Source organism: Rhodococcus sp. IEGM 1409 (genome assembly GCF_030056735.1).
Taxonomy (GTDB): Bacteria; Actinomycetota; Actinomycetes; order Mycobacteriales; family Mycobacteriaceae; genus Rhodococcus_F.
Genome location: NZ_JASHKN010000002.1, coordinates 1 through 20,082, shown reverse-complemented (window position 1 = coordinate 20,082; position 20,082 = coordinate 1). Strand labels below are relative to the sequence as shown.

The following is a 20,082-nucleotide window of genomic DNA, read 5'->3' as shown; positions in this document are numbered from 1 at the left end:
GGATACAACAAAATGGTCCGCCTCACGAAAGTGAGGCGGACCATTTTGTTATTCGATCAGCTCGAGGCTTCGATCAGGCTTACTTGGCCTTTTCGAGGACCTCGACCAGACGCCAGTGCTTCGTCGCGGACAGCGGACGGGTTTCCATCAGCTGAACGCGGTCGCCGACGCCGGCAACGCCGTTCTCGTCGTGCGCCTTCACCTTGGTCGTACGGCGGATGATCTTGCCGTAGAGCTTGTGCTTGACGCGGTCTTCGAGCTCGACCACGATCGTCTTTTCCATCTTGTCGGACACGACGTATCCGACACGGACCTTACGGCTCGCGCGCTCTTCTGTGCTCACTGCTTTTTCCTCACTCATGCCGCGTCACCTGCATCCGGACCCACAGCGAGTCCGAGCTCACGCTCACGCAGGACGGTGTAGATGCGCGCGATCTCGTGACGAACGGTGCGCAGTCGTCGGTTGTTGTCCATCTGGCCGGTGGCCATCTGGAAACGAAGGTTGAAAAGCTCTTCCTTCGACTCACGGAGCCGGGTGACCAGCTCGTCTTCACTGAGCTCGCGGAGCTCTGCTGCTGGGGTTCCAGTAGCCATCAGAACTGCTCCTCTCTGGTCACGATCCGGCACTTGCACGGGAGCTTGTGCATCGCGCGGCGCAGGGCCTCACGAGCAATCTCCTCGTTGGGGTAGGACATTTCGAACAGAACGCGTCCGGGCTTGACGTTGGCAATCCACCACTCGGGCGAACCCTTACCGGAACCCATTCGGGTTTCGGCCGGCTTCTTCGTGAGGGGGCGATCCGGGAAGATGTTGATCCAGATCTTGCCGCCACGCTTGATGTGCCGGGTCATCGCGATACGAGCGGACTCGATCTGCCGGTTGGTGATGTATGCGGGCTCGAGAGCCTGGATACCCCACTCGCCGAAGGTGACCTGGGTACCGCCCTTGGCGGCACCCGAACGGCTCGGGTGGTGCTGCTTGCGGTGCTTGACCCGCCGTGGGATCAACATGCGTCAGCCCTCCTGATTCTGTTCAGTTGCGGGAGCATCGGCGGTTGCGGTCGCTGCGCGACCGGCCTCGGTGCTGGTCGCAGTGGTACCGGTGGCACCGGAACGACGCGGACGGCTCGGACGCTCACGACGCGGGCGATCCCCGGCCGGTGCTGCGGCCGCGTTGGCGGCGAGCTCACGCTTGCCACCGACGATGTCGCCCTTGTAGATCCAGACCTTGACGCCGATGCGACCGAAGGTGGTCTTGGCCTCGTAGAGGCCGTAGTCGATGTCCGCACGAAGCGTGTGCAGGGGCACACGGCCTTCGCGGTAGAACTCCGACCGGGACATCTCGGCGCCGCCGAGACGACCGGAGCACTGAACGCGGATTCCCTTGACGTTGGGCTGACGCATGGCCGACTGGATGGCCTTGCGCATTGCACGACGGAAGGCAACGCGGTTCGAGAGCTGCTCGGCCACACCCTGTGCGACGAGCTGTGCTTCAGCTTCTGCGTTCTTGACCTCGAGGATGTTCAGCTGAACCTGCTTGCCGGTCATCTTTTCGAGCTCGGAGCGGATGCGATCGGCTTCGGCGCCGCGGCGGCCGATGACGATGCCCGGGCGTGCCGTGTGGATGTCCACGCGGACACGGTCACGGGTGCGCTCGATCTCGACCTTCGCGATTCCCGCGCGCTCCATGCCGGTGGCGAGGAGCTTACGGATCGCGACGTCTTCCTTCACGTACTCCGCGTACTGCTTGTCTGCGTACCAGCGAGACTTCCAGTCGGTGGTGATGCCGAGGCGGAAGCCGTGCGGGTTGATTTTCTGGCCCACTACTGAGCACTTCCCTTCCGGCGATTACGGGTCGATGTTCCGGTCTTCGGCAGGCTCTCCACGATCACGGTGATGTGACTGGTGCGCTTGCGAATACGGAACGCACGTCCCTGTGCACGCGGCTGGAACCGCTTGAGGGTCGCGCCCTCGTCCACGAACGCCGTAGCAACGACAAGCGTGCTCGGGTCGAGGTCGAGGTTGTTCTCGGCGTTGGCTGCTGCGGAGGCGATCACCTTGGCGACCGGCTCGCTCGCTGCCTGCGGCGCGAACTTCAGGATGTTCAGGGCGTCTTCAACGGAGCGCCCGCGAACCAGGTCCACAACTCGACGTGCCTTCATCGGAGTAACACGCACGTGGCGTGCTACAGCCTTGGCAGTCGGGTTGGCGGTTTCGGTGTTGCTCATCGCCTCTTCGCCTTCCGATCATCCTTGATGTGACCCTTGAACGTGCGGGTCGGTGCAAACTCTCCGAGCTTGTGTCCGACCATCGAGTCGGAAACGAACACGGGGACATGCTTACGGCCGTCGTGAACCGCAAACGTGTGGCCGATGAAGTCCGGGATGATTGTCGAACGACGGGACCAGGTCTTGATGACCTGCTTGGTTCCCTTTTCGTTCTGTACATCCACCTTCGCGAGGAGGTGGTCATCGACGAACGGGCCCTTCTTAAGGCTGCGTGGCATCCTTCACTCCCTCCTAGCGCTTGTTCTTGCCGGTGCGGCGGCGACGGACGATCATCTTGTCGCTTGCCTTGTTCTTGCGGGTACGGCCTTCCGGCTTACCCCACGGGCTGACCGGGTGGCGTCCACCTGAGGTCTTGCCCTCGCCGCCACCGTGCGGGTGGTCGACCGGGTTCATCACGACACCACGAACGGTCGGGCGCTTGCCCTTCCAACGCATACGGCCGGCCTTGCCCCAGTTGATGTTCGACTGCTCGGCGTTGCCGACCTCGCCGACAGATGCGCGGCAGCGCACGTCGACGCGACGGATTTCACCGGAAGGCATACGCAGCGTTGCGTAGTTGCCTTCCTTACCGAGGAGCTGGATGCTGGCGCCTGCGGAACGAGCCATCTTGGCTCCGCCGCCGGGACGCAGTTCCACACCGTGGATGGTGGTACCAGTCGGGATGTTGCGCAGCGGCAGGTTGTTGCCCGGCTTGATGTCGGCGCCTGCACCGGACTCGATCGGTGAACCCTGCACCAGGCCCTTGGGGGCGATGATGTAGCGCTTCTCACCGTCTGCGTAATGCAGGAGTGCGATGTTTGCTGTGCGGTTGGGGTCGTACTCGATGTGAGCGACCTTTGCCGGGACGCCGTCCTTGTCGTTGCGACGGAAATCGATCAGTCGGTATGCACGCTTGTGTCCGCCGCCCTTGTGACGGGTGGTGATACGACCGTGTGCGTTACGTCCACCGCGACCGTGCAGCGGGCGAACCAGCGACTTCTCGGGGGTCGACCGAGTGATCTCGGCGAAGTCCGAGACGCTCGAGCCACGACGGCCCGGTGTTGTCGGCTTGTACTTACGGATTGCCATGAGTCTTCTCGTCCTCTATGTCTCGTCAAGTCCCGGCGCTTACGCGACCGGTCCTCCGAAGATCTCGATGGGCTTGCTGTCAGCGGACAGGGTCACGAGCGCGCGCTTGGTATCCTTGCGCTTGCCGTAACCGAATCGGGTCCGCTTACGCTTGCCCTGACGGTTGGCGGTGTTGACGCTGGTCACCTTGACGCCGAAGACCTTCTCGACGGCAATCTTGATCTGCGTCTTGTTCGAGTCCGGGTGCACCAGGAAGGTGTAGGTGCCTTCCTCGATCAGTCCGTAGGACTTCTCGGAGATGACCGGAGCGAGCAGGATGTCGCGGGGGTCAGCGATGGTGCTCACTTGGCGTCCTCCTTGTTCTGAGCGCTCTCTGCGGGCCCGTGGATGAACGCGTTGAGTGCCTCGACGCTGAACACGACATCGTCTGCATTGAGCACGTCGTAGGTGTTGAGCTGGTCGGGTGCAATGGGATGCACGCCTTCCAAGTTCTGCACGCTCTTCCAAGCGGCTACATCCTGGCGACCCACGACGAGCAGCAGCTTCTTGCGATCCGAGATCTCGCCGAGGAACGCGATTGCGCCCTTGGTCGAAGGCGTCTGCCCTGCAACCAGTTCGGTGATGACGTGGATGCGCTCGTTGCGTGCGCGGTCAGAGAGGGCTCCGCGCAGAGCGGCTGCCTTCATCTTCTTGGGGGTGCGCTGGCTGTAGTCACGCGGCTGCGGGCCGTGAACGGTTCCGCCGCCGACGAACTGCGGTGCGCGAGTCGAGCCCTGGCGTGCGCGGCCGGTGCCCTTCTGGCGGTACGGCTTCTTACCACCGCCGCGGACTTCGCCGCGGGTCTTGGTGGAGTGGGTTCCCTGACGAGCAGCTGCGAGCTGCGCGACGACAACCTGATGGAGAAGCGCGATGTTGGCCGGAGCGTCGAAGATCTCAGCGGGGAGGTCGACGGTGCCGTTGGTCTTGCCGCCGGCAACCTTGACGTCCAGGGTCAACTTGGTCTCGGTGCTGGTCATGCCCGTGCACCACCCTTCACTGCACTCTTGACGATCACGAGGCCGCCCTTGCGGCCGGGGATCGCACCCTTGATCAGCAGCAGACCGTTCTCGGCATCCACCTTGTGGACCGAGAGGTTCTGCGTCGTGATGCGGTCGCTACCCATGCGTCCGGACATGCGCATGCCCTTGAACACGCGGCCGGGAGTTGCACAGCCACCGATGGAGCCCGGGCGGCGGTGAACAGCCTGGGTACCGTGCGACGCGCCCTGTCCCTTGAAGCCGTGACGCTTCATGGTTCCGGCGAAGCCCTTGCCCTTGCTGGTTCCGGTGACGTCGACGTATGCGCCGTCCTCGAAGACCTCGGCGGTGAGCTCCTGGCCGACCTCGTAGTCGGAGGTGTCCGCAACGCGGAGCTCCACTACGTGGCGACGCGGGGTCACACCAGCCTTGGTGAACTGGCCGGAAGTCGGCTTGTTCACCTTGCGCGGGTCGATGGCGCCGAACGCGAGCTGAACGGCGCTGTAGCCGTCACGCTCTTCGGTACGGATCTGGGTTACGACGTTCGGCCCAGCCTTCACGACGGTCACCGGGACAACCCGGTTGTTCTCGTCGAAGACCTGGGTCATGCCGAGCTTGGTGCCCAGGATTCCCTTGATCTTGGTTTCAGTCATTGTTTTTGTCTCCGCCGTCACTGAATGTTCACGTCGACACTGGCCGGAAGGTCGATGCGCATAAGCGCGTCAACCGTCTTCGGCGTCGGGTCGAGAATGTCGATCAGCCGCTTGTGAGTACGCATCTCGAAGTGCTCGCGCGAGTCCTTGTACTTGTGCGGCGAGCGGATGACGCAATATACGTTCTTCTCGGTCGGCAACGGCACAGGTCCAACGACGCGGGCACCCGTACGGGTTACCGTCTCGACGATCTTGCGCGCTGACGCGTCGATCGCCTCGTGGTCGTAGGCCTTGAGCCTGATGCGGATCTTTTGTCCCGCCACGCTTAGTGTCCTTTTCTTGCCGCGTTTCGTAGCCCGCCTGGTCAGGCTCGAGCTACCTCGTCTGCACAGTCCTTGCCTGGACGATGACACGACGAACACTGAAGCGATCGGGACCAAGTCCAAGTTTTTCGGGAGTACCGAATATTCGGATCGAGATCAGGATCTGCTGCCGCTGTTCGTTTGTCATTGTTCTCCGGTACACGCGGTCGGGCGTGTCGCCTTCTCACTCATCCTGCGCCGGACAATCTTTCGATCATCTGGCGCGTGATGCGTACCGGACGTGTTCGATGTCGAACACAAAGTAGGTACTGCTTCCGTCCTGCATTACTTCTCGTCTTGCATGTCTTGCATGGTCACAGTCGTTGACCCGATTACCCTGACGGGATCTGCGATCGATCGTCTGTGACGTCTTACCCTTACCCGATCACGACCGCAAACGACCGCGTCCCGGACAAGGCAACCCGACCAGTATGCCGTACCTGGCCCGATTCCTCAACTCCCCTGAACCAGCCTTTCCGAGTGAGCTGCGCGACAACTATCTTACTCAGAAGTAAGGTGGGCCCATGACTACTTCCAGCCCCACCTATCGCGGATGGCAGAAATTGCCGGACAACGCCCTCGGACATGCAGTTTTCTCGGCGGCGATGTCCATTCGCGTGCCCTACTTCGCCTCCGTTCTCCCCCGGGTGACCCAGTTGGAACCAGGGCTGTGCGAGGTCCGCTCCCCCAAGTGGTGGGGCGTCCGCAACCATCTCGGCACCTTTCACGCGATCGCAGCATGCAATCTTGCGGAGGTCGCAATGGGCATGCTGAGCGAAGCAACGGTTCCCAACACACACCGCTGGATCCCCAAGTCGATGAAGGTCGACTACCTCGCCAAGGCCGAGACGGGTTTGCGTGCGGTCGCTCGGCTCGGGACCTTGCCGGACTTCGCGACGATCGACAGCGGCACCGAACTGGTCGTTCCCATTTCGATCTTCGACCGGGACGGCAAGGAAGTAGTTCACGCCGAAATCACCACGTGGGTCACCCCCAAGTGAGCACCCCCGCAGACGCTCACGAACACGACTGCATCGCAAGCTGATTCGCCCGCCAGCAGGTTTCACAGAACTAGGGACCACCGCAGGTTTCGGCGGATGACGATCGTGGAACACCTCCCCGAACGGCGATGGTCGGTCGGGGTGCCGGTGTCCGGAGGTGATTTACGTTCCGGATACCTCATTGTCGACCTCGCGTCACGCCGAGCACCGGGAGGCCTCGTGGAAGAGTTCTTGACCACAACGAGTTCCGAAGCAGGCACGGAGACCTCGGCGTATCCGGACGGGGCGGAGGGCTTGGACGGCTTCCGGCGCGACCTCGACGCCATCGACGCTCTACTTCTCGAGACGGTGCGCGAACGGCTGGAACTCTGCCTGCGCATCGGCGAGTGGAAGCGCACGCGTGAGGTTCCGATGATGCAACCCGGCCGCGTCCGCCTCGTGCAGGAACGGGCACGCGAATTCGCCCGTAATCACGGCCTTTCCCCTGACTTCTTCAACTCTCTGTACGAGCTGATGATCGCCGAGACCTGTCGACTCGAAGACCTGGTGATCAACGCACCCGTTGAGGAGGAGGACACTGTTCGGGAATCCGTCGGACCGAGATCAGGATCATCGACATGAGTTCCCGCACCCTTCTGGTGGACAATTACGACTCGTTCACCTACAACCTGTTCACCCTGTTGACCGAGGTCAACGGGGTTGTGCCCACCGTCGTCCGCAACGACGCGGACTGGGATTCCCTCGATCTCGCGTCGTACGACAACGTGGTCATCTCCCCCGGTCCCGGTCGGCCGGATCGCGAGCGTGATTTCGGAATCAGCCGCCGTTTCATCGAGGAAGCGCCCCTCCCTCTTCTCGGCGTCTGCCTAGGTCACCAGGGTCTGTGCGAGTTGTTCGGTGCAGACGTGGTGGTTGCACCCGTCCCGATGCACGGCCGGATCTCGCTGATCGATCACGACGGTTCGGGCATCTTTGCCGGACTTCCGTCGCCTTTCCGAGCTGTTCGCTACCACTCGTTGACCGTCGAGAATCTGCCGAATGCCTTCGTTCGTACCGCGTGGACGTCCGACGGTCTGCTCATGGGTGTCCGACACCGGACCAAGCCGATGTGGGGCGTGCAGTTCCATCCGGAGTCCATCAGTACCGAATTCGGCATCGATTTGCTCGCGAACTTCCGCGATCTGTCTGTCGGACGAACCCTGGATTCGGTGATCCGACCCGAACCGGTTCCGCAAACGCCCGACTTGCGACCAGCGATCAACTACGACGTCGACGACGTGACCCTCGATTTTGCCGTGGACCCGTCGGCGGCCTTTGCCGCACTGTTCGCCGACGGCCCCAACGCGTTCTGGCTCGACCGCGCGGCAACTGCGGAGCCGAGTGCACGCTTTTCGATTCTGGGCGATTCCGCGGGCCCGCTGGCCGAGTTCATCACGTACGACGTGCAAGCCGGGATGCTGACTGTCAGCCGAAAAGGCCTGTCCGACGAGCACATTCGAGTTCCGTTCTTCGACTACTTGGACGCGCAACTCGCCGCGCGCTTCGTGCCCTCTCATCCGGAACTCGATTTCAACCTCGGCTACGTGGGCTATCTCGGCTACGAACTGAAAGCGCAGACCGGAGGGCGGGCAGTCCATCCGGCACCCACTCCTGATGCCGCCCTGGTGTTTGCCGATCGCGCCGTCGTCATCGATCACACTGCCGGCCGCACTCACGTTTTGAGGTTGCGCGAGAAAGTCCGCGACGCCGGCCACGACGACTGGCTCGAATCGACCATCGACGCCCTGGCGCGGATCGGCGCGGACCTTCCGGAACGCACCCCAGTTCCGCTGATCAGCGAGACGGTCTGGACACAGGCTCGACTTCGGCATGATCGCGATCAGTACCTGTCATTGATCGGTACGGCCCTCTCGGAGATCCGGGCAGGTGAGTCGTACGAAGTGTGTCTGACCAACATGGCCAGCGTCGACGAGACGATCGACGCGCTGCGGGCGTTCGAGTATCTACGCTCGATCAATCCGACGCCGTACAGCGCACTGCTCGACTTCACCGGCATCTCGGTCGTTTCGGCCTCACCTGAGCGGTTCCTACGTGTCGACGCCGACGGCAACGTCGAGTCCAAGCCCATCAAGGGCACTCGCCCGCGAGGCGTCACACGGGCGCGCGATGCTGCCCTTCGGCAGGACCTGCTCGACAGCGAGAAGGACCGCGCCGAGAACCTGATGATCGTCGACCTCACTCGAAACGACCTCACCAAGGTCTGCGTTCCGGGAAGTGTCCACGTTCCGAGGCTGTTCGCGATCGAGTCGTACTCGTCCGTTCATCAAATGGTGTCGACCGTGCGTGGACATCTGAGTCCGGGATCGTCGGCAGTGGACTGTGTCCGTGCCGCTTTCCCCGGTGGATCGATGACCGGCGCCCCGAAGGTACGGACCATGGAGATCATCGACCGCCTCGAATCCGGCCCGCGTGGGGTCTACTCGGGATCGATCGGGTACTTCGCCCTCGGTGGCGCCGCGGACCTCTCGATCGTGATCCGGTCGCTGGTCTGCACCGAGAGCGGCGTGACCTTCGGAATCGGCGGTGCCATCACTGCGTTGTCCGACCCGGAAGAAGAGTTCGACGAGACCACGGTCAAGGCCTCCACGCTGCTCCGTGCGCTCGATGCGGTGTCCTCTCGGGTCCTCGAGTACGGCGGGTAGAACCAGCCATGACGGCGGCATCAGGTACTGCGACGGTGGTCGGCGGGCGAGGTGCCGTCGGAGCCATGTTCGTCGAACTGCTTCGCGCCGATGGCTTGACGGTCACCGTCGTCGACCCAGCAGGCTGCGACGCTGACGGGGATGTGCTCGTCGGAGACATCACGGCGCCGAGTGACCCGGTCCTCGATCTCATGGAGTCCTCGAGCATCATCGTGCTCGCCGTTCCCGAACAGGTCGCCCTAGCTGCGCTGCCGACGCTTCAGACATCCGACGCTCTCGTCGTGGACACGCTGTCGGTCAAATCGAGGATGGACGCAGCAATCGCCGACGTCGGCCGGGTACAGGAGTTTCTCGGACTCAACCCCATGTTCCGCCCGTCGCTGGGCCCGCGCGGTCGATCCGTCGTCGCGGTGCCGTACGTCAACGGTCCGCAGTCCGAGAGATTCCTCGACGTCGTGCGCTCGTGGGGAGCGTCGGTCGCGGTGATGGACGCCGATCGACACGACCGATTGGCCGCAGCGACCCAGGTACTGACCCACGCGTCGGTGCTGGCATTCGGCGTTGTCCTGGCCGATCTCGGACTTTCCGCGGACGAACTCCTCGCGGTCGCCCCTCCCCCGCATCGGACCTTGCTCGCGCTCCTGGCGCGGATAGCCGGCGGCGAACCGGAGGTGTACTGGGACGTGCAAGCGGGCAATCCATACGCGGAAGCCACAAGAAAAACGCTGTTCGACGCCGCCACACAGGTGGACACGGCGGCCGGGACCCTCGGCGACTTCACGACGCTGATGAAAGTGGCAGAGGCAGCGCTCGGTGAACGCTCAGGTGAATTGAATGCGGAGTGCCAAATCCTGTTCGATCGCATCGCCGAAGGGCACAGAGAGTAGGGCACGATGAGACCTGGAGTGAGTCCGCCGAGCCTGCCGGATTACGACGCCTCCGATCCCGTCGAGAGTGCGATCGTCAACCGGCTTGCGAGCAACTGGGCGCGCCGGGCGACAGTGAAAAAGGCGGAGCCTGAACTGGACGACCTCTTCGACCCCTCGCTGTCCGACTACCCCGAAGCACTTCTCCCGTTCGCGGAGCATCCGACCTACCTGGCATTGCGTCCCGAGCAGAAGCAACGCCTGCAGGCCTGGGCATGGATCGCGTTCAACAAGAACGTCATGGACATCGAGAAGTACGTCGTCAACCCAGGGTTCGACGTTCTCGCCGAAGACCGCCTCGGCGTCGGGCTCGGAGATAGTGCTGCTGTGGCGGTCAATCAGGCGATGGTCGACGAGCAATATCACACGCTCATGCACTTCAACGCCAGTTCAGCGACCCGTCGAGGCAGAGGCTGGGAGCTTCCGTCGAAGACATTGCCCGACGTCCTGACTGTGCGTACCCGCGCGCTAGCCCTCGACGCAGCCGACGGCCCGCGCAAGGTCGCGCTGACCGAGTTGGCGTTCATGACCGTCGCGGAGGTGTCGATCACCGCGTATCTCGACCTGATCTCGGACGACCCGGGAGTCCAGTCGATCAATCGGGCGACGATTCGGTTGCACGCGCGCGACGAGTACTGCCATGCCTCAATCGCAGGGGAATTGGCCGTACTGGTCTGGGCTTCCCTGGATGGCGGAGATCGCAGCTATCTGCTGGAAGGCTTCGAAGGCGCCATGCGTGCATTCAGCAGGACCGACTTCGGCGCGTGGCGAGCAATCATGGAAATCGAAGCCATACCCGGCGGGCAGAAGATGCTCGATGATGTCGGATCGGAACCGCGCAACGAGCTGTTCGTGCAGGACTACAGCGGAATATCGTCCCTGCTCCATAAGTTGCAAGTTACGCCGGCAGTAAAAATCGCTGCAAAATAAGATCTTTCCAGTTAATCCTGTGCAATAAAAGAAAGTGCCCTCAACGAACCCGATCCAACAATATTCCGCAACTATCGGGCACTCCCGACCACTCAGCTAGAGAAGATCGTGAGCGAATCCATACCAGACGGACTTCTCACGAAAAGACGGGAAGATCCCTCGCACTCTGCCTCCGACCCAAGACACGAGAAGAGAGTTGTCCGGAATTCTTGTCATACATTCGATAAAGAGGCCATAAAATTGCATGCAGAAGACTGTCCGCTGCAATCAAGAACGTCAACTTCCAATTCGATACACCGTGATGCTCGAGGGTTTTCTTTGACGCTCGGTTATATCGGGCATACACACGCGGCGAACTAACTCCACGTCTGCCCGAAACCTTCGCGGCCATGCTGGAAATCTGCCCGACAGCGCAACGAACATGCGTCATGCAGAGGGATAGATCAATATCCTCGTGAATATCGGTTCGATCGCTGACCGCGTCCCTGACGGCCAACCAAGCCGATCGACGCATCGCCATGTTGCTGCCTGGAACTGCAACAACGGGCCGAACTGCGTCCTCGGCCCCGCGACCGAGTCGCCAATTCGTCCATCGGCGCTGAAGGCCGGCGATCGGAGATTCATAAAGGTAAGTCAGGCCGGTTACGCCCGAGAAATCGTCGCGGCGCTCGAAAAATTCGTGTACCGCGACTGCCCAATCTTCCCCCACGATCGTATCTGCATCGATACGCCCGATAATGTCTCCACTCGCCGCGTCAAACCCCTTGTTTCTCGCATGCACCACCCCGGGGCGCGATTCAATGAGAAGCCGAACTTTGGTGCAATTATTTTGATACTTCTTGATCAACTCGGAAGTGTCGTCCGAGGAATTATTGTCAACAACGATAATTTCGTCGACATATTCACCTTGAGCGATGAGCGCTTCGATGCATGTTTCGATGTATTCAGATTCATTAAAAGCCGGAACAACCACCGACAACGTCGCGTTCGCCATTTCCCAACGATATCGTGAATCTCTCCACAAGACTTTGAGCAGCGGCCCCGGGGGACCCACCGGGAGGAACCGGAGGACTTTCATCACCGGTCAAATCAAAGACCTTCGTGCGACGCAGTCGAATACCCACCTGCGTAGATGCACTACAAATCGATTTGGTCATTCGTTCAATTAGAGGAGATCTTTACGTTACAGAAAGAACTTTGTGATTCTTACCACAAGGTGAAATCGAAGGTGAGAGTTGCTGGCAGAAGCCACAGGCCCCCTGTCATGCGTCCGATTGTCCGAGTGTCGGTTTGACCCTCCGGTAACATCTGAGCGGAGATCACGGATAGAAGACAGAAGGCATCTGTGCGCCCGTCGGGAGCGCGTGCCCGTTCCGACAATGCAGACAGCGGAGTGTTGATGCCCTTTTCCACGGACGCAGCGGTACTAGTGGAGGACGTACACAAGTCCTTCAAGAACGTGCACGCGCTGCGAGGGATCAACTTCACCGCCCCACGCGGGACAGTGCTCGGCATCTTGGGTCCCAACGGCGCAGGCAAGACAACCACGGTGAAGGTCCTCTCCACGCTCATTCGCCCTACCAGTGGACGCGCGATGGTGGCCGGCTACGACGTCGTACGCAATGCTCCAGAGGTTCGACGCTCCATCATGATGACCGGGCAGTTCGCCGCCCTGGACGATTCACTCACCGGCCGCGAGAACATCGAGCTGTTCGGCAGGTTGATGGGGCTCGACCGAATGTCAGCAAAGGTGCGCGCTGCCGACCTGCTCTCTCAATTCGACCTAGTCGAGGCTGGATCCCGAGTAGTCAGGAACTACTCCGGCGGTATGCGCCGACGAATCGATATCGCGTGTGGCCTGGTTGTTCGCCCCGAGGTGGTTTTCCTCGACGAGCCGACCACTGGCTTGGATCCGCGCAGTCGGCAGAGCGTCTGGTCGCTGGTTCAGTCACTGAAGGAGCAGGGAATCACCGTGCTCCTGACAACCCAGTACCTCGAAGAAGCAGATTTACTGAGCGACAACATCATCGTCATCGACAAAGGCGCAGTCATTGCCGAGGGGACTGCTGACCAATTGAAGGCTCGAACCGGCGCAAGCTTCTGCGAGATCGTGCCCGCAGATCTCAAACAGCTGCCTCACGCGGTCCATGCGCTGGGCAATCTGGTCCCCCGCGACTTCAGATTCGATCTGGCACAAGAGAGCGGGCGGATCGCAATCCCCGCACCTGTCGGCGCAGGAACGCTCTCCGAAGCACTGCGTCGTCTGGACCACGCACGGATTCCGCTTGCAGACATTGCGCTTCGTCGTCCGTCACTCGATGATGTCTTCCTTTCACTCACAGGTGAACAGCACGTGAGCGAGACACCGTGACGACAACTACAAAATTCGGGGTCGATCAAGTGACTGTCCGCGGGGGCACTCGCAGCAAGATTGCAGTCCCCGAGGCATTGAGCGTTGGCAAGCACCGCCGACCACATCCGTCAGCGATCAATCAGTGGTGGGTGCTGACGGCACGCACCGTCAAATCCATGGTGAAGCGCTACGAACTACTGATCGCGGTAGTCGCGCCATTGATCTTCACGATCGGTTTCTACCTTCCGTTGAAGTTCGTCATGCAACTTCAGGGCATCAACTATGCCCAGTTCTTGATGCCGATCATCGTGCTGCAAGCCATGGCATTCACATCGATCTCCGCCGCTCAGATGTCTTCGACCGAGTCGATCACCGGCTTCAGTAACCGCATGAAAACCATGCCGGTCGTCGGCCCCGTACCGCTGTTGTCTCGTCAATCGAGTGGCTTCGTCCGTTCGACGGTCTCACTCGCCGCGGCATTGACTTTCGGCCACTTGATCGGTTTCCGATTCTCCGCAGGCGTGGGTCAGGCAGTTTTGTTTTGTGCGATCGCCCTCGCGTTCAGTACTTGTCTGTCCTTCGCCGGTGATGCAATCGGTTCACTGTCGAAGAGTCCACAAGCCACCAGTCAGGCGCTGACACTCCCCCAATTGATTCTGGGGATGTTGTCCTGCGGTTTCGCGCCCGAGACTGGCTTTCCCGAATGGATTCGGCCGTTCGTGCGCAATCAACCGGTATCGCAGTTTTCATTCGCCATGCGTGATCTTGCGCAAGGCGGAGTCACCTGGGGCGTCCTGTTTCCCGTCGTTGCGTGGACGATCGGGTTGATCGTCTTCTTCGCGCCACTCGCGTTCTGGGCAAGTATGAGGCGGTCATGAGCGAACCGACAGATCGTTTCATGGCGGCCGTCCGCCCCGCCGAGGGGTTCAACTTTCCCTACCCGGACAAAGCGCTCCCTGAGAACTCGTTCAAGGCTCTGGTCGTGCACAGCGGGATTCAGGCCAAACGTTTGTTGCTCACCTGGCTGCGCGATCCATCTACCACCATTCAAGCTCTTGTGTATCCAGCGTTCATGCTGTTGATGTTCCGAGTCGTCTTGGGCAATTCGATTACAGCAGCGACTGGCCAATCGAGCATCTTCGGAACGGTACCGCTGATCATCCTCGTTGGCGCCATGTTCGGCTCGATTGCGAGCGCAGTCGGACTCAAAGGCGAACGAGCATCTGGACTCCTGAGCCGGTTCTGGACTCTCCCGGCGCATCGTGCCTCGGGCCTGGTCGGACGCATGATCGCCGAAGCAGTGCGAGTTCTCGTCACCTCCATCGTCATCCTTGGTGTCGGCTATCTGTTGGGATTCAGATTCAACCAGGGTCCCCTGGCCGCAGTGGCACTCTTGGCATTGCCGATCGTTTTCGGCATCGGCTTCGCGATGATGGTCACGGCGCTGGCAACCGTGGCGGACAATCTGCCGCTTGTGGAGATCGTGTCGATCTCCTGCACGCTGTTGATGTTCTTCAACTCCGGCTTTGTACCGGTGATGGCTTACCCGAAGTGGCTGCAACCAGTTGTTGCCGAGCAGCCAATGTCCGTGGCAATCGATGCGATGAAAGGCCTCTCCTTGGGGGGCCCCGTCGCCGAACCCCTCCTCAAGACATTGGCCTGGGCGGTCGGGATGGTGGTGGTGTTCATCTATCCAGCGATACTCGGATACCGACGCGCCGCTTCGGACTGATAACCATCTGGGTATTGCCTGGTGAATCCGTACGCGCGGTAACGTCTACGGCTGACCATCCGAATTACAAGTAGTTCAGACTCACGAAACACGATTGCCGAGCAGTTCCGGCAGCACAGTTGAACCAACCGAAAGGCGTTGTCTTGACTCGAAAATTTCGGTCCCCCTGGAGGCGCACCGTCGTAGGTGCACTGATGGCGGCAAGCGTCGTCCTTGTTTCCAGCAGCGTGGGCATCGCCGGTGCCGCGCCCACTGCACACCAGGGTGGGGGAGATGCTGCACAGGACGATTCGGACGGGTCGTACATCGAATCTGTCGAGCGAGTCAATGATCGCCAGATCGTCGTAAATGTCTACGCAGCATCGATGGACAAGTCGGTCCCCATTCAGGTGATCTTGCCTGCAGACAACTCTCAGCCGCGCCCCATTCTCTACCTGCTCAACGGCGCTGACGGTGGAGAAGGCACAGCAACGTGGGACCGCCAAACTGATGTGGTTGATTTCTTCGCCGACAAGAACGTCAATGTTGCGATTCCGGCCAAAGGCCTGATGTCGTACTACACCGACTGGGAGAAGGAAGATTCCGTCCTCGGAAAGAACATGTGGAGCACCTTTCTGGGCAAGGAGCTTCCTCCACTTCTGAACAAGGCACTCGGCAGTAACGGCGATCAGTCGATTGCAGCTATCTCGATGTCTGCGACCTCTGTTCTGAATCTCGCGATCGAATACCCAGGGTTCTACAAGTCCGTTGCGTCCTATTCAGGTTGTGCACAGACCAGCGACCCGATGGGGCAGGCCTTCGTTCGAGCAACCACTGAATGGATCGGCGGAGTTGGCGACATTCAGAACATGTGGGGCCCCTTCGATGGTCCGGGATGGGTAGAACACGACCCGGTCGTCAACGCGGAGAAGCTGCGTGGCACTCCCCTGTACATCAGCACGGGTAGTGGCCTGCCCGGTTTTCCGAACGATACCCCGGAGAACCCTCGCATTCAGGACGGACGAGCAGCGATGTTCGACCAGATTGTTGTGGGAGGACCGATTGAATTCGCGACTAGCATCTGCACCGGAAACCTCGCTCGACGTCTTGCCGACCTCAATATCCCGGCAACTGTGGACTTCCGTCCCGTAGGCACGCATTCGTGGGGTTACTGGCAAGACGATCTGCACAAGTCATGGCCGTTCATCGCCCAGTCCCTCGGGGTCTGATCCCGAGACGCAGATTTTGGGAGCAAGAAGCAAAGCGAACAACCAGATTCAGCACGCGAGGAAAGAATTGAAGCGATTCACTCTGGTCACGCTGGCGTCATTGGCGGCCTGTGCCGTTCTGGCTGGAACGCCAGCAGCAGTATCAGCAGATCCGGCCGAACCTACACCCGGATTGTCCAGTGTGGCGCCCTCCCCTGTCGGCGCCAACGACTGGGGGTGCAAGCCAAGTCTGGAACATCCCCGTCCGGTGGTACTCGTACACGGAACCGGGATGAGTATGACCGACACCTGGGATGTTTTGGCGCCTCAGCTTGCCGATTTGGGCTACTGCGTCTTTGCGCTGAATTATGGTGGTGTGCGGGAAATTCTGAATCCCAATGCTGTGCATTGGGGGATCACCGACATTGCAACCTCCGCAGAGGAGCTTGCAGTGTTCGTTGACTCGGTGAAGTTTCACACCGGTGCGACGCAGGTGGATATCGTCGGTCATTCCCAGGGTGGCGTCGTTGCTCGCCAGTACCTCAAGTTCAACGGTGGAGCGACCCCTGCAGATCCGTCGAAAAATGCCGTGCACTCGCTCGTCAGTCTGGGCGCGACCAACCACGGGACTACATTCGGTGGTCTTCAAGCGAACGCACGATCGTTGTCTGCGATGGGTCTCCCTGGCGATCTACTCGTCCAGGCGATCTGGGGGCCGGCCGGTGTCCAGCAACTCAGCGGAACACCGTTCTTGACCGCGCTCAACGCCGGTTCCGAGACGCAACCCGATATCGAGTACACCGTAATCGCCTCAGCTCACGACGAAATCTCGACGCCACCCGAGGCAACTTTCCTTAGTCCGGGTGATGGCGCCATAGTGCATAATGTCTGGACTCAAGACAACTGTGCCGGTAACGCGGCGTCCCACGGGCAGTTGGTCAGCGACCCTCACACGCTTGATCTCGTCAAATCAGCGCTTGACCCCGAGTACCGCCCGCTCCCTTGCGAATAGGCGCGTCAGGCAGGTAGACAGCAGGACCGAAGTAGTCTGGCGGCGCGGAGAAATCCGACGCCGCCAGACTATTTTTTGTATCTTCGTACAGGCCGCGGATCTGGCTCGACGGAGGGACGCCTAACCAGGCCCGCGGATCGTGGGCGAGGAGATCGGGTCAGGAATTCAGCGCAGCGGCAATCATCGGGCCGATCTCCTCCAGACCCTCTGGCGTCATCATCGAAACATGGTTCACGTTTGCCCGACGAACATCGATTTCGCCGTCGATCAGTGGACGCCACGGATCGACCCCGTCGGCCTCGGTTTCATTGGATCCCACGAACAGCACCGGCCCCGTGCACGTGGCCGGTTCATACTCCCGTGTCAGCGCCGACGTTCGCGCGATGCTGGAGAACAATCGCCTGATATCACTGGCATTCAGCCCGATAGCTCCGCCATTCACTGCGGTCAGGACATCACTGGCACAGTCGATCGACAGGTTCTCGAGGTCCTCGTCATCCGGAATTACGACGCCCAAGCCAGCAACTTCGTGCCTGACCATCGTCGCAAAAGCTTCATCATCCAAGCTCAAGGGCGAGCCGTCCAAAATGACCAAGGCACTTACCTTCTCGCCCAAGGCCTCGAGCCTTGCCGCGATTCCATGTGCGACAACTCCACCGAACGACCAACCCAGAAGTCTGTACGGACCCTGCGGTTGCACTGATCGGATCTCCGACACATACCGATCTATGTAGTCGGTCAGTGCAGTCGCGGAAAAGTCCTCCTCGGTCAACGCTGGTGTCTGCAGCCCGTATAGCGGCACCGATCTGTCGACGAACGCGGCGAGAGGTGCGTACGGCCAGGCCAGCCCGACCATTGGGTGCACGCAAAACAGTGGAAGCTCAGATCCGCGTGCACGCAAGGGCAATGTGACTGCGAGTGCGGCATCAAGATCCAGTTCAAATCCCACGTGCATACCGGTAACCAACTTGTCGGACATCTCCGACACAGTCGAACTGGTGAATAGCATGCGTAGCGGAACCTCAGCCGAAATCGCTTGGCCCAACTTCGCTGCCAACTGCGTCGCGATCAGGGAGTTTCCGCCCAATTCGAAGAAATCGTCATCGAGACCGACCCGATCGATACCTAGCAATTCCTCGAAGACAGAAGCAACGAGTCGCTCGACCTCGGTCACCGGAGCCCTGAACACCGCAACCTCGAACACCGGCTCCGGCAACAACTTCCGATCCAACTTCCCCGAAGCATTCAACGGGAACGCATCCAACACCATGATCTGCGACGGCACCATATACGACGGCAACACCGACCCCAACGAATCCACCAACGCCGCAGTATCAACCACCGCACCCGACGCCGGCACCACATACCCCACCAACTGATCACCGGTCACCGTCGACACCACAGCCACCGACGACACAGACACCGACACATCGGCCACCAACGCCGACTCGATCTCCCCCAACTCGATCCGCTGACCACGGAACTTCACCTGGAAATCGGTACGACCGATGTACTCGAGCTCACCCGACCCGCCCCACCGCACCAAGTCCCCCGTGCGATACATCCGATCCCCACCACTGCCATCGGTGAACGGATTCGCCACGAAGCGATCCGCCGACAAATCCGGACGAGAAACATACCCACGAGCCAACTGATCACCCGCCAGATACAACTCACCCGCAACACCCACCGGCACCGGACGCAACCGCGAATCCAACACGAACACCTGCGAATTCCACTGCGGCACACCAATAGACACCACACCACCATCGACGACACCCGTCACATCCGCGAACGTGATCGACACCGCAGCCTCGGTCGGACCATACAGATTATGAACCCGAGCACCCGACACCACACCGAAATCACGCACCGCCTGCGCCGGCAACGCCTCACCGATGACGAACACATCACGCAACGAACCCAACAACTCCGCAGACACCGCACCCGCGAACACCGACAACATCGTCGGCACGAAATCCGTCACCGTCACACCCTGATCAGCGATCACCGACGCCAAATACCCCGGATCCCGATGACCGTCATGAGTAGCCACCACCAACCGAGCACCCACCGCCAACGGCAAGAAGAAACCCCACAACGACACATCGAACGTCGTCGCCGTCTTCTGCAAATACACATCCGACCCAGTCAGAACATACCGACCCTGCATCCACGCCATCTGATTGACGATCGCCGCATGCGAAACCGCCACACCCTTCGGCTTCCCCGTCGAACCCGACGTGAAAATCACATACGCAGCATTCGAACCCCGCAACGGCGAAACACGATCCACATCAGAAACAGGCGCATCCGAGAACCCGGACACATCCAACTCGTCGATCAACACCACATCGAACTCACCCGGCAACACCACACCGTCACCAGCAGTCGACAACACACACACCGGCGCCGCAGTCCCGAGAATATGACCATTGCGCTCGACCGGATGATCCGGATCCAACGGCACATACGCCCCACCCGCAGCAACCACCGCATACATACCCACCACAAGATCAACCGACCGGCGCATCGCCAACGCCACCAACGACTCCGGCCCCACACCCACCGAAATCAAATACCGCGCAAGGCGACTCACCCGAGACCCGAACTCCGCATACGACAGCGACTGCCCCTCGAACACCACCGCCACCGCACCCGGCGTCGCCGCCACCTGCCCGAAGAACCCATCGAGCAACAACGCACCACCAGTCAACTCGTGAACAGTGTCATTCCACCCCTCGAGCACCAACGAACGCTCAACAGAATCCAGAATATCGATGTCACCCAGAACGATTGACTGATCAGCAACGACGGCACCGAGGATCCGCCCGAACCTGTCCGCGAACCCAG

At 60.6% G+C, this 20,082-nt stretch carries 23 protein-coding genes; 10 read left to right on the top strand and 13 right to left on the bottom strand.

All coding sequences use genetic code 11. The features are described from left to right. Window positions 1-79 precede the first annotated feature (79 nt). Genes rpsQ through rpsJ form a run of 11 tightly spaced genes read right to left on the bottom strand, consistent with a single transcriptional unit; the run spans window position 80 to window position 5,347 of the window. Window positions 80-361 (bottom strand): 30S ribosomal protein S17, encoded by a 282-nt coding sequence (gene rpsQ, locus QM716_RS06005; protein WP_003941020.1) that lies wholly within the window; start codon window positions 359-361, stop codon window positions 80-82. Continuing rightward, window positions 358-594, bottom strand: coding sequence for a 50S ribosomal protein L29 (gene rpmC, locus QM716_RS06000; RefSeq protein ID WP_003940734.1), 237 nt, complete (start codon window positions 592-594; stop codon window positions 358-360). Before rpmC ends, rpsQ begins: the two co-directional genes overlap by 4 nt. Next, window positions 594-1,010 (bottom strand): 50S ribosomal protein L16, encoded by a 417-nt coding sequence (gene rplP, locus QM716_RS05995; protein WP_283303128.1) that lies wholly within the window; start codon window positions 1,008-1,010, stop codon window positions 594-596. The genes rpmC and rplP overlap by 1 nt, the downstream gene beginning before the upstream one ends. A 3-nt stretch (window positions 1,011-1,013) precedes the next feature. Further along, a complete protein-coding gene (gene rpsC / locus QM716_RS05990) occupies window positions 1,014-1,823 on the bottom strand; it encodes a 30S ribosomal protein S3 (protein ID WP_283303126.1) in 810 nt (269 codons plus the stop codon). Further along, window positions 1,823-2,227, bottom strand: a complete 405-nt coding sequence (gene rplV / locus QM716_RS05985) for a 50S ribosomal protein L22 (RefSeq protein ID WP_005239634.1) — start codon at window positions 2,225-2,227, stop codon at window positions 1,823-1,825. The genes rpsC and rplV overlap by 1 nt, the downstream gene beginning before the upstream one ends. Then, window positions 2,224-2,505 (bottom strand): 30S ribosomal protein S19, encoded by a 282-nt coding sequence (gene rpsS / locus QM716_RS05980; protein ID WP_003940820.1) that lies wholly within the window; start codon window positions 2,503-2,505, stop codon window positions 2,224-2,226. Before rpsS ends, rplV begins: the two co-directional genes overlap by 4 nt. A gap of 13 nt (window positions 2,506-2,518) precedes the next feature. Next, the gene (gene rplB, locus QM716_RS05975; protein ID WP_230812247.1) at window positions 2,519-3,355 is read right to left on the bottom strand and encodes a 50S ribosomal protein L2; all 837 of its coding nucleotides are present in this window, start codon (window positions 3,353-3,355) and stop codon (window positions 2,519-2,521) included. A gap of 39 nt (window positions 3,356-3,394) precedes the next feature. Further along, window positions 3,395-3,700 (bottom strand): 50S ribosomal protein L23, encoded by a 306-nt coding sequence (gene rplW / locus QM716_RS05970; protein WP_003940990.1) that lies wholly within the window; start codon window positions 3,698-3,700, stop codon window positions 3,395-3,397. Continuing rightward, entirely contained in the window at window positions 3,697-4,371 is a 675-nt protein-coding gene (rplD, locus tag QM716_RS05965; protein WP_283303121.1) for a 50S ribosomal protein L4, read from the bottom strand. Before rplD ends, rplW begins: the two co-directional genes overlap by 4 nt. Next, window positions 4,368-5,024 (bottom strand): 50S ribosomal protein L3, encoded by a 657-nt coding sequence (gene rplC / locus QM716_RS05960; RefSeq protein WP_283303119.1) that lies wholly within the window; start codon window positions 5,022-5,024, stop codon window positions 4,368-4,370. The genes rplD and rplC overlap by 4 nt, the downstream gene beginning before the upstream one ends. A 17-nt stretch (window positions 5,025-5,041) precedes the next feature. Further along, window positions 5,042-5,347, bottom strand: a complete 306-nt coding sequence (gene rpsJ / locus QM716_RS05955) for a 30S ribosomal protein S10 (protein ID WP_003938093.1) — start codon at window positions 5,345-5,347, stop codon at window positions 5,042-5,044. A gap of 563 nt (window positions 5,348-5,910) precedes the next feature. Here rpsJ and QM716_RS05950 point away from each other — a divergent pair. From QM716_RS05950 to QM716_RS05930, 5 genes are all read left to right on the top strand, one after another. Beyond that, window positions 5,911-6,387 (top strand): hotdog fold domain-containing protein, encoded by a 477-nt coding sequence (locus QM716_RS05950; RefSeq protein ID WP_283303117.1) that lies wholly within the window; start codon window positions 5,911-5,913, stop codon window positions 6,385-6,387. A 96-nt stretch (window positions 6,388-6,483) separates the two neighbouring features. Then, complete coding sequence (locus tag QM716_RS05945; RefSeq protein WP_283303116.1) at window positions 6,484-7,008, top strand: chorismate mutase family protein; 525 nt, start codon at window positions 6,484-6,486, stop codon at window positions 7,006-7,008. Beyond that, the gene (pabB, locus tag QM716_RS05940; protein WP_283303114.1) at window positions 7,005-9,089 is read left to right on the top strand and encodes an aminodeoxychorismate synthase component I; all 2,085 of its coding nucleotides are present in this window, start codon (window positions 7,005-7,007) and stop codon (window positions 9,087-9,089) included. The genes QM716_RS05945 and pabB overlap by 4 nt, the downstream gene beginning before the upstream one ends. Before the next feature lie 8 nt (window positions 9,090-9,097). After that, window positions 9,098-9,976, top strand: coding sequence for a prephenate dehydrogenase/arogenate dehydrogenase family protein (locus QM716_RS05935; RefSeq protein WP_283303112.1), 879 nt, complete (start codon window positions 9,098-9,100; stop codon window positions 9,974-9,976). A gap of 6 nt (window positions 9,977-9,982) precedes the next feature. Continuing rightward, window positions 9,983-10,945, top strand: a complete 963-nt coding sequence (locus QM716_RS05930) for a diiron oxygenase (protein WP_283303110.1) — start codon at window positions 9,983-9,985, stop codon at window positions 10,943-10,945. Window positions 10,946-11,081: 136 nt separating this feature from the next. Here the strand turns inward: QM716_RS05930 and QM716_RS05925 are convergent, their stop codons facing one another. Beyond that, window positions 11,082-11,939 (bottom strand): glycosyltransferase family 2 protein, encoded by an 858-nt coding sequence (locus QM716_RS05925; RefSeq protein ID WP_283303108.1) that lies wholly within the window; start codon window positions 11,937-11,939, stop codon window positions 11,082-11,084. A 405-nt stretch (window positions 11,940-12,344) separates the two neighbouring features. Between QM716_RS05925 and QM716_RS05920 the strand changes: the two genes are divergently transcribed. The 5 genes from QM716_RS05920 to QM716_RS05900 all read left to right on the top strand — a co-directional run bounded on the left by QM716_RS05920 (window position 12,345) and on the right by QM716_RS05900 (window position 17,229). Beyond that, window positions 12,345-13,316, top strand: a complete 972-nt coding sequence (locus tag QM716_RS05920) for a daunorubicin resistance protein DrrA family ABC transporter ATP-binding protein (protein WP_020969036.1) — start codon at window positions 12,345-12,347, stop codon at window positions 13,314-13,316. Next, window positions 13,313-14,176, top strand: a complete 864-nt coding sequence (locus QM716_RS05915; protein ID WP_283303106.1) for an ABC transporter permease — start codon at window positions 13,313-13,315, stop codon at window positions 14,174-14,176. The genes QM716_RS05920 and QM716_RS05915 overlap by 4 nt, the downstream gene beginning before the upstream one ends. Continuing rightward, complete coding sequence (locus QM716_RS05910) at window positions 14,173-15,030, top strand: ABC transporter permease (protein WP_283303104.1); 858 nt, start codon at window positions 14,173-14,175, stop codon at window positions 15,028-15,030. Before QM716_RS05915 ends, QM716_RS05910 begins: the two co-directional genes overlap by 4 nt. A gap of 194 nt (window positions 15,031-15,224) precedes the next feature. Next, entirely contained in the window at window positions 15,225-16,238 is a 1,014-nt protein-coding gene (locus QM716_RS05905) for an alpha/beta hydrolase (protein WP_283303102.1), read from the top strand. A 67-nt stretch (window positions 16,239-16,305) separates the two neighbouring features. Further along, window positions 16,306-17,229 (top strand): esterase/lipase family protein, encoded by a 924-nt coding sequence (locus QM716_RS05900; RefSeq protein ID WP_283303100.1) that lies wholly within the window; start codon window positions 16,306-16,308, stop codon window positions 17,227-17,229. Between the two features lie 157 nt (window positions 17,230-17,386). Here QM716_RS05900 and QM716_RS05895 read toward each other — a convergent pair. Continuing rightward, window positions 17,387-20,082: amino acid adenylation domain-containing protein (locus tag QM716_RS05895; protein WP_283303098.1), on the bottom strand; the 2,696-nt coding region annotated here is incomplete at its 5' end.

What these genes read in the sequence shown, in the direction of transcription:
- rpsQ (WP_003941020.1), bottom strand. Translation starts at nt 361, where the DNA reads ATGAGTGAGGAAAAAGCAGTGAGCACAGAAGAGCGCGCGAGCCGTAAG.
- rpmC (WP_003940734.1), bottom strand. Translation starts at nt 594, where the DNA reads ATGGCTACTGGAACCCCAGCAGCAGAGCTCCGCGAGCTCAGTGAAGAC.
- rplP (WP_283303128.1), bottom strand. Translation starts at nt 1,010, where the DNA reads ATGTTGATCCCACGGCGGGTCAAGCACCGCAAGCAGCACCACCCGAGC.
- rplV (WP_005239634.1), bottom strand. Translation starts at nt 2,227, where the DNA reads ATGAGCAACACCGAAACCGCCAACCCGACTGCCAAGGCTGTAGCACGC.
- rpsS (WP_003940820.1), bottom strand. Translation starts at nt 2,505, where the DNA reads ATGCCACGCAGCCTTAAGAAGGGCCCGTTCGTCGATGACCACCTCCTC.
- rplB (WP_230812247.1), bottom strand. Translation starts at nt 3,355, where the DNA reads ATGGCAATCCGTAAGTACAAGCCGACAACACCGGGCCGTCGTGGCTCG.
- rplD (WP_283303121.1), bottom strand. Translation starts at nt 4,371, where the DNA reads ATGACCAGCACCGAGACCAAGTTGACCCTGGACGTCAAGGTTGCCGGC.
- rplC (WP_283303119.1), bottom strand. Translation starts at nt 5,024, where the DNA reads ATGACTGAAACCAAGATCAAGGGAATCCTGGGCACCAAGCTCGGCATG.
- QM716_RS05950 (WP_283303117.1), top strand. Translation starts at nt 5,911, where the DNA reads ATGACTACTTCCAGCCCCACCTATCGCGGATGGCAGAAATTGCCGGAC.
- QM716_RS05945 (WP_283303116.1), top strand. Translation starts at nt 6,484, where the DNA reads ATGACGATCGTGGAACACCTCCCCGAACGGCGATGGTCGGTCGGGGTG.
- pabB (WP_283303114.1), top strand. Translation starts at nt 7,005, where the DNA reads ATGAGTTCCCGCACCCTTCTGGTGGACAATTACGACTCGTTCACCTAC.
- QM716_RS05935 (WP_283303112.1), top strand. Translation starts at nt 9,098, where the DNA reads ATGACGGCGGCATCAGGTACTGCGACGGTGGTCGGCGGGCGAGGTGCC.
- QM716_RS05930 (WP_283303110.1), top strand. Translation starts at nt 9,983, where the DNA reads ATGAGACCTGGAGTGAGTCCGCCGAGCCTGCCGGATTACGACGCCTCC.
- QM716_RS05925 (WP_283303108.1), bottom strand. Translation starts at nt 11,939, where the DNA reads ATGGCGAACGCGACGTTGTCGGTGGTTGTTCCGGCTTTTAATGAATCT.
- QM716_RS05920 (WP_020969036.1), top strand. Translation starts at nt 12,345, where the DNA reads ATGCCCTTTTCCACGGACGCAGCGGTACTAGTGGAGGACGTACACAAG.
- QM716_RS05910 (WP_283303104.1), top strand. Translation starts at nt 14,173, where the DNA reads ATGAGCGAACCGACAGATCGTTTCATGGCGGCCGTCCGCCCCGCCGAG.
- QM716_RS05905 (WP_283303102.1), top strand. Translation starts at nt 15,225, where the DNA reads ATGGCGGCAAGCGTCGTCCTTGTTTCCAGCAGCGTGGGCATCGCCGGT.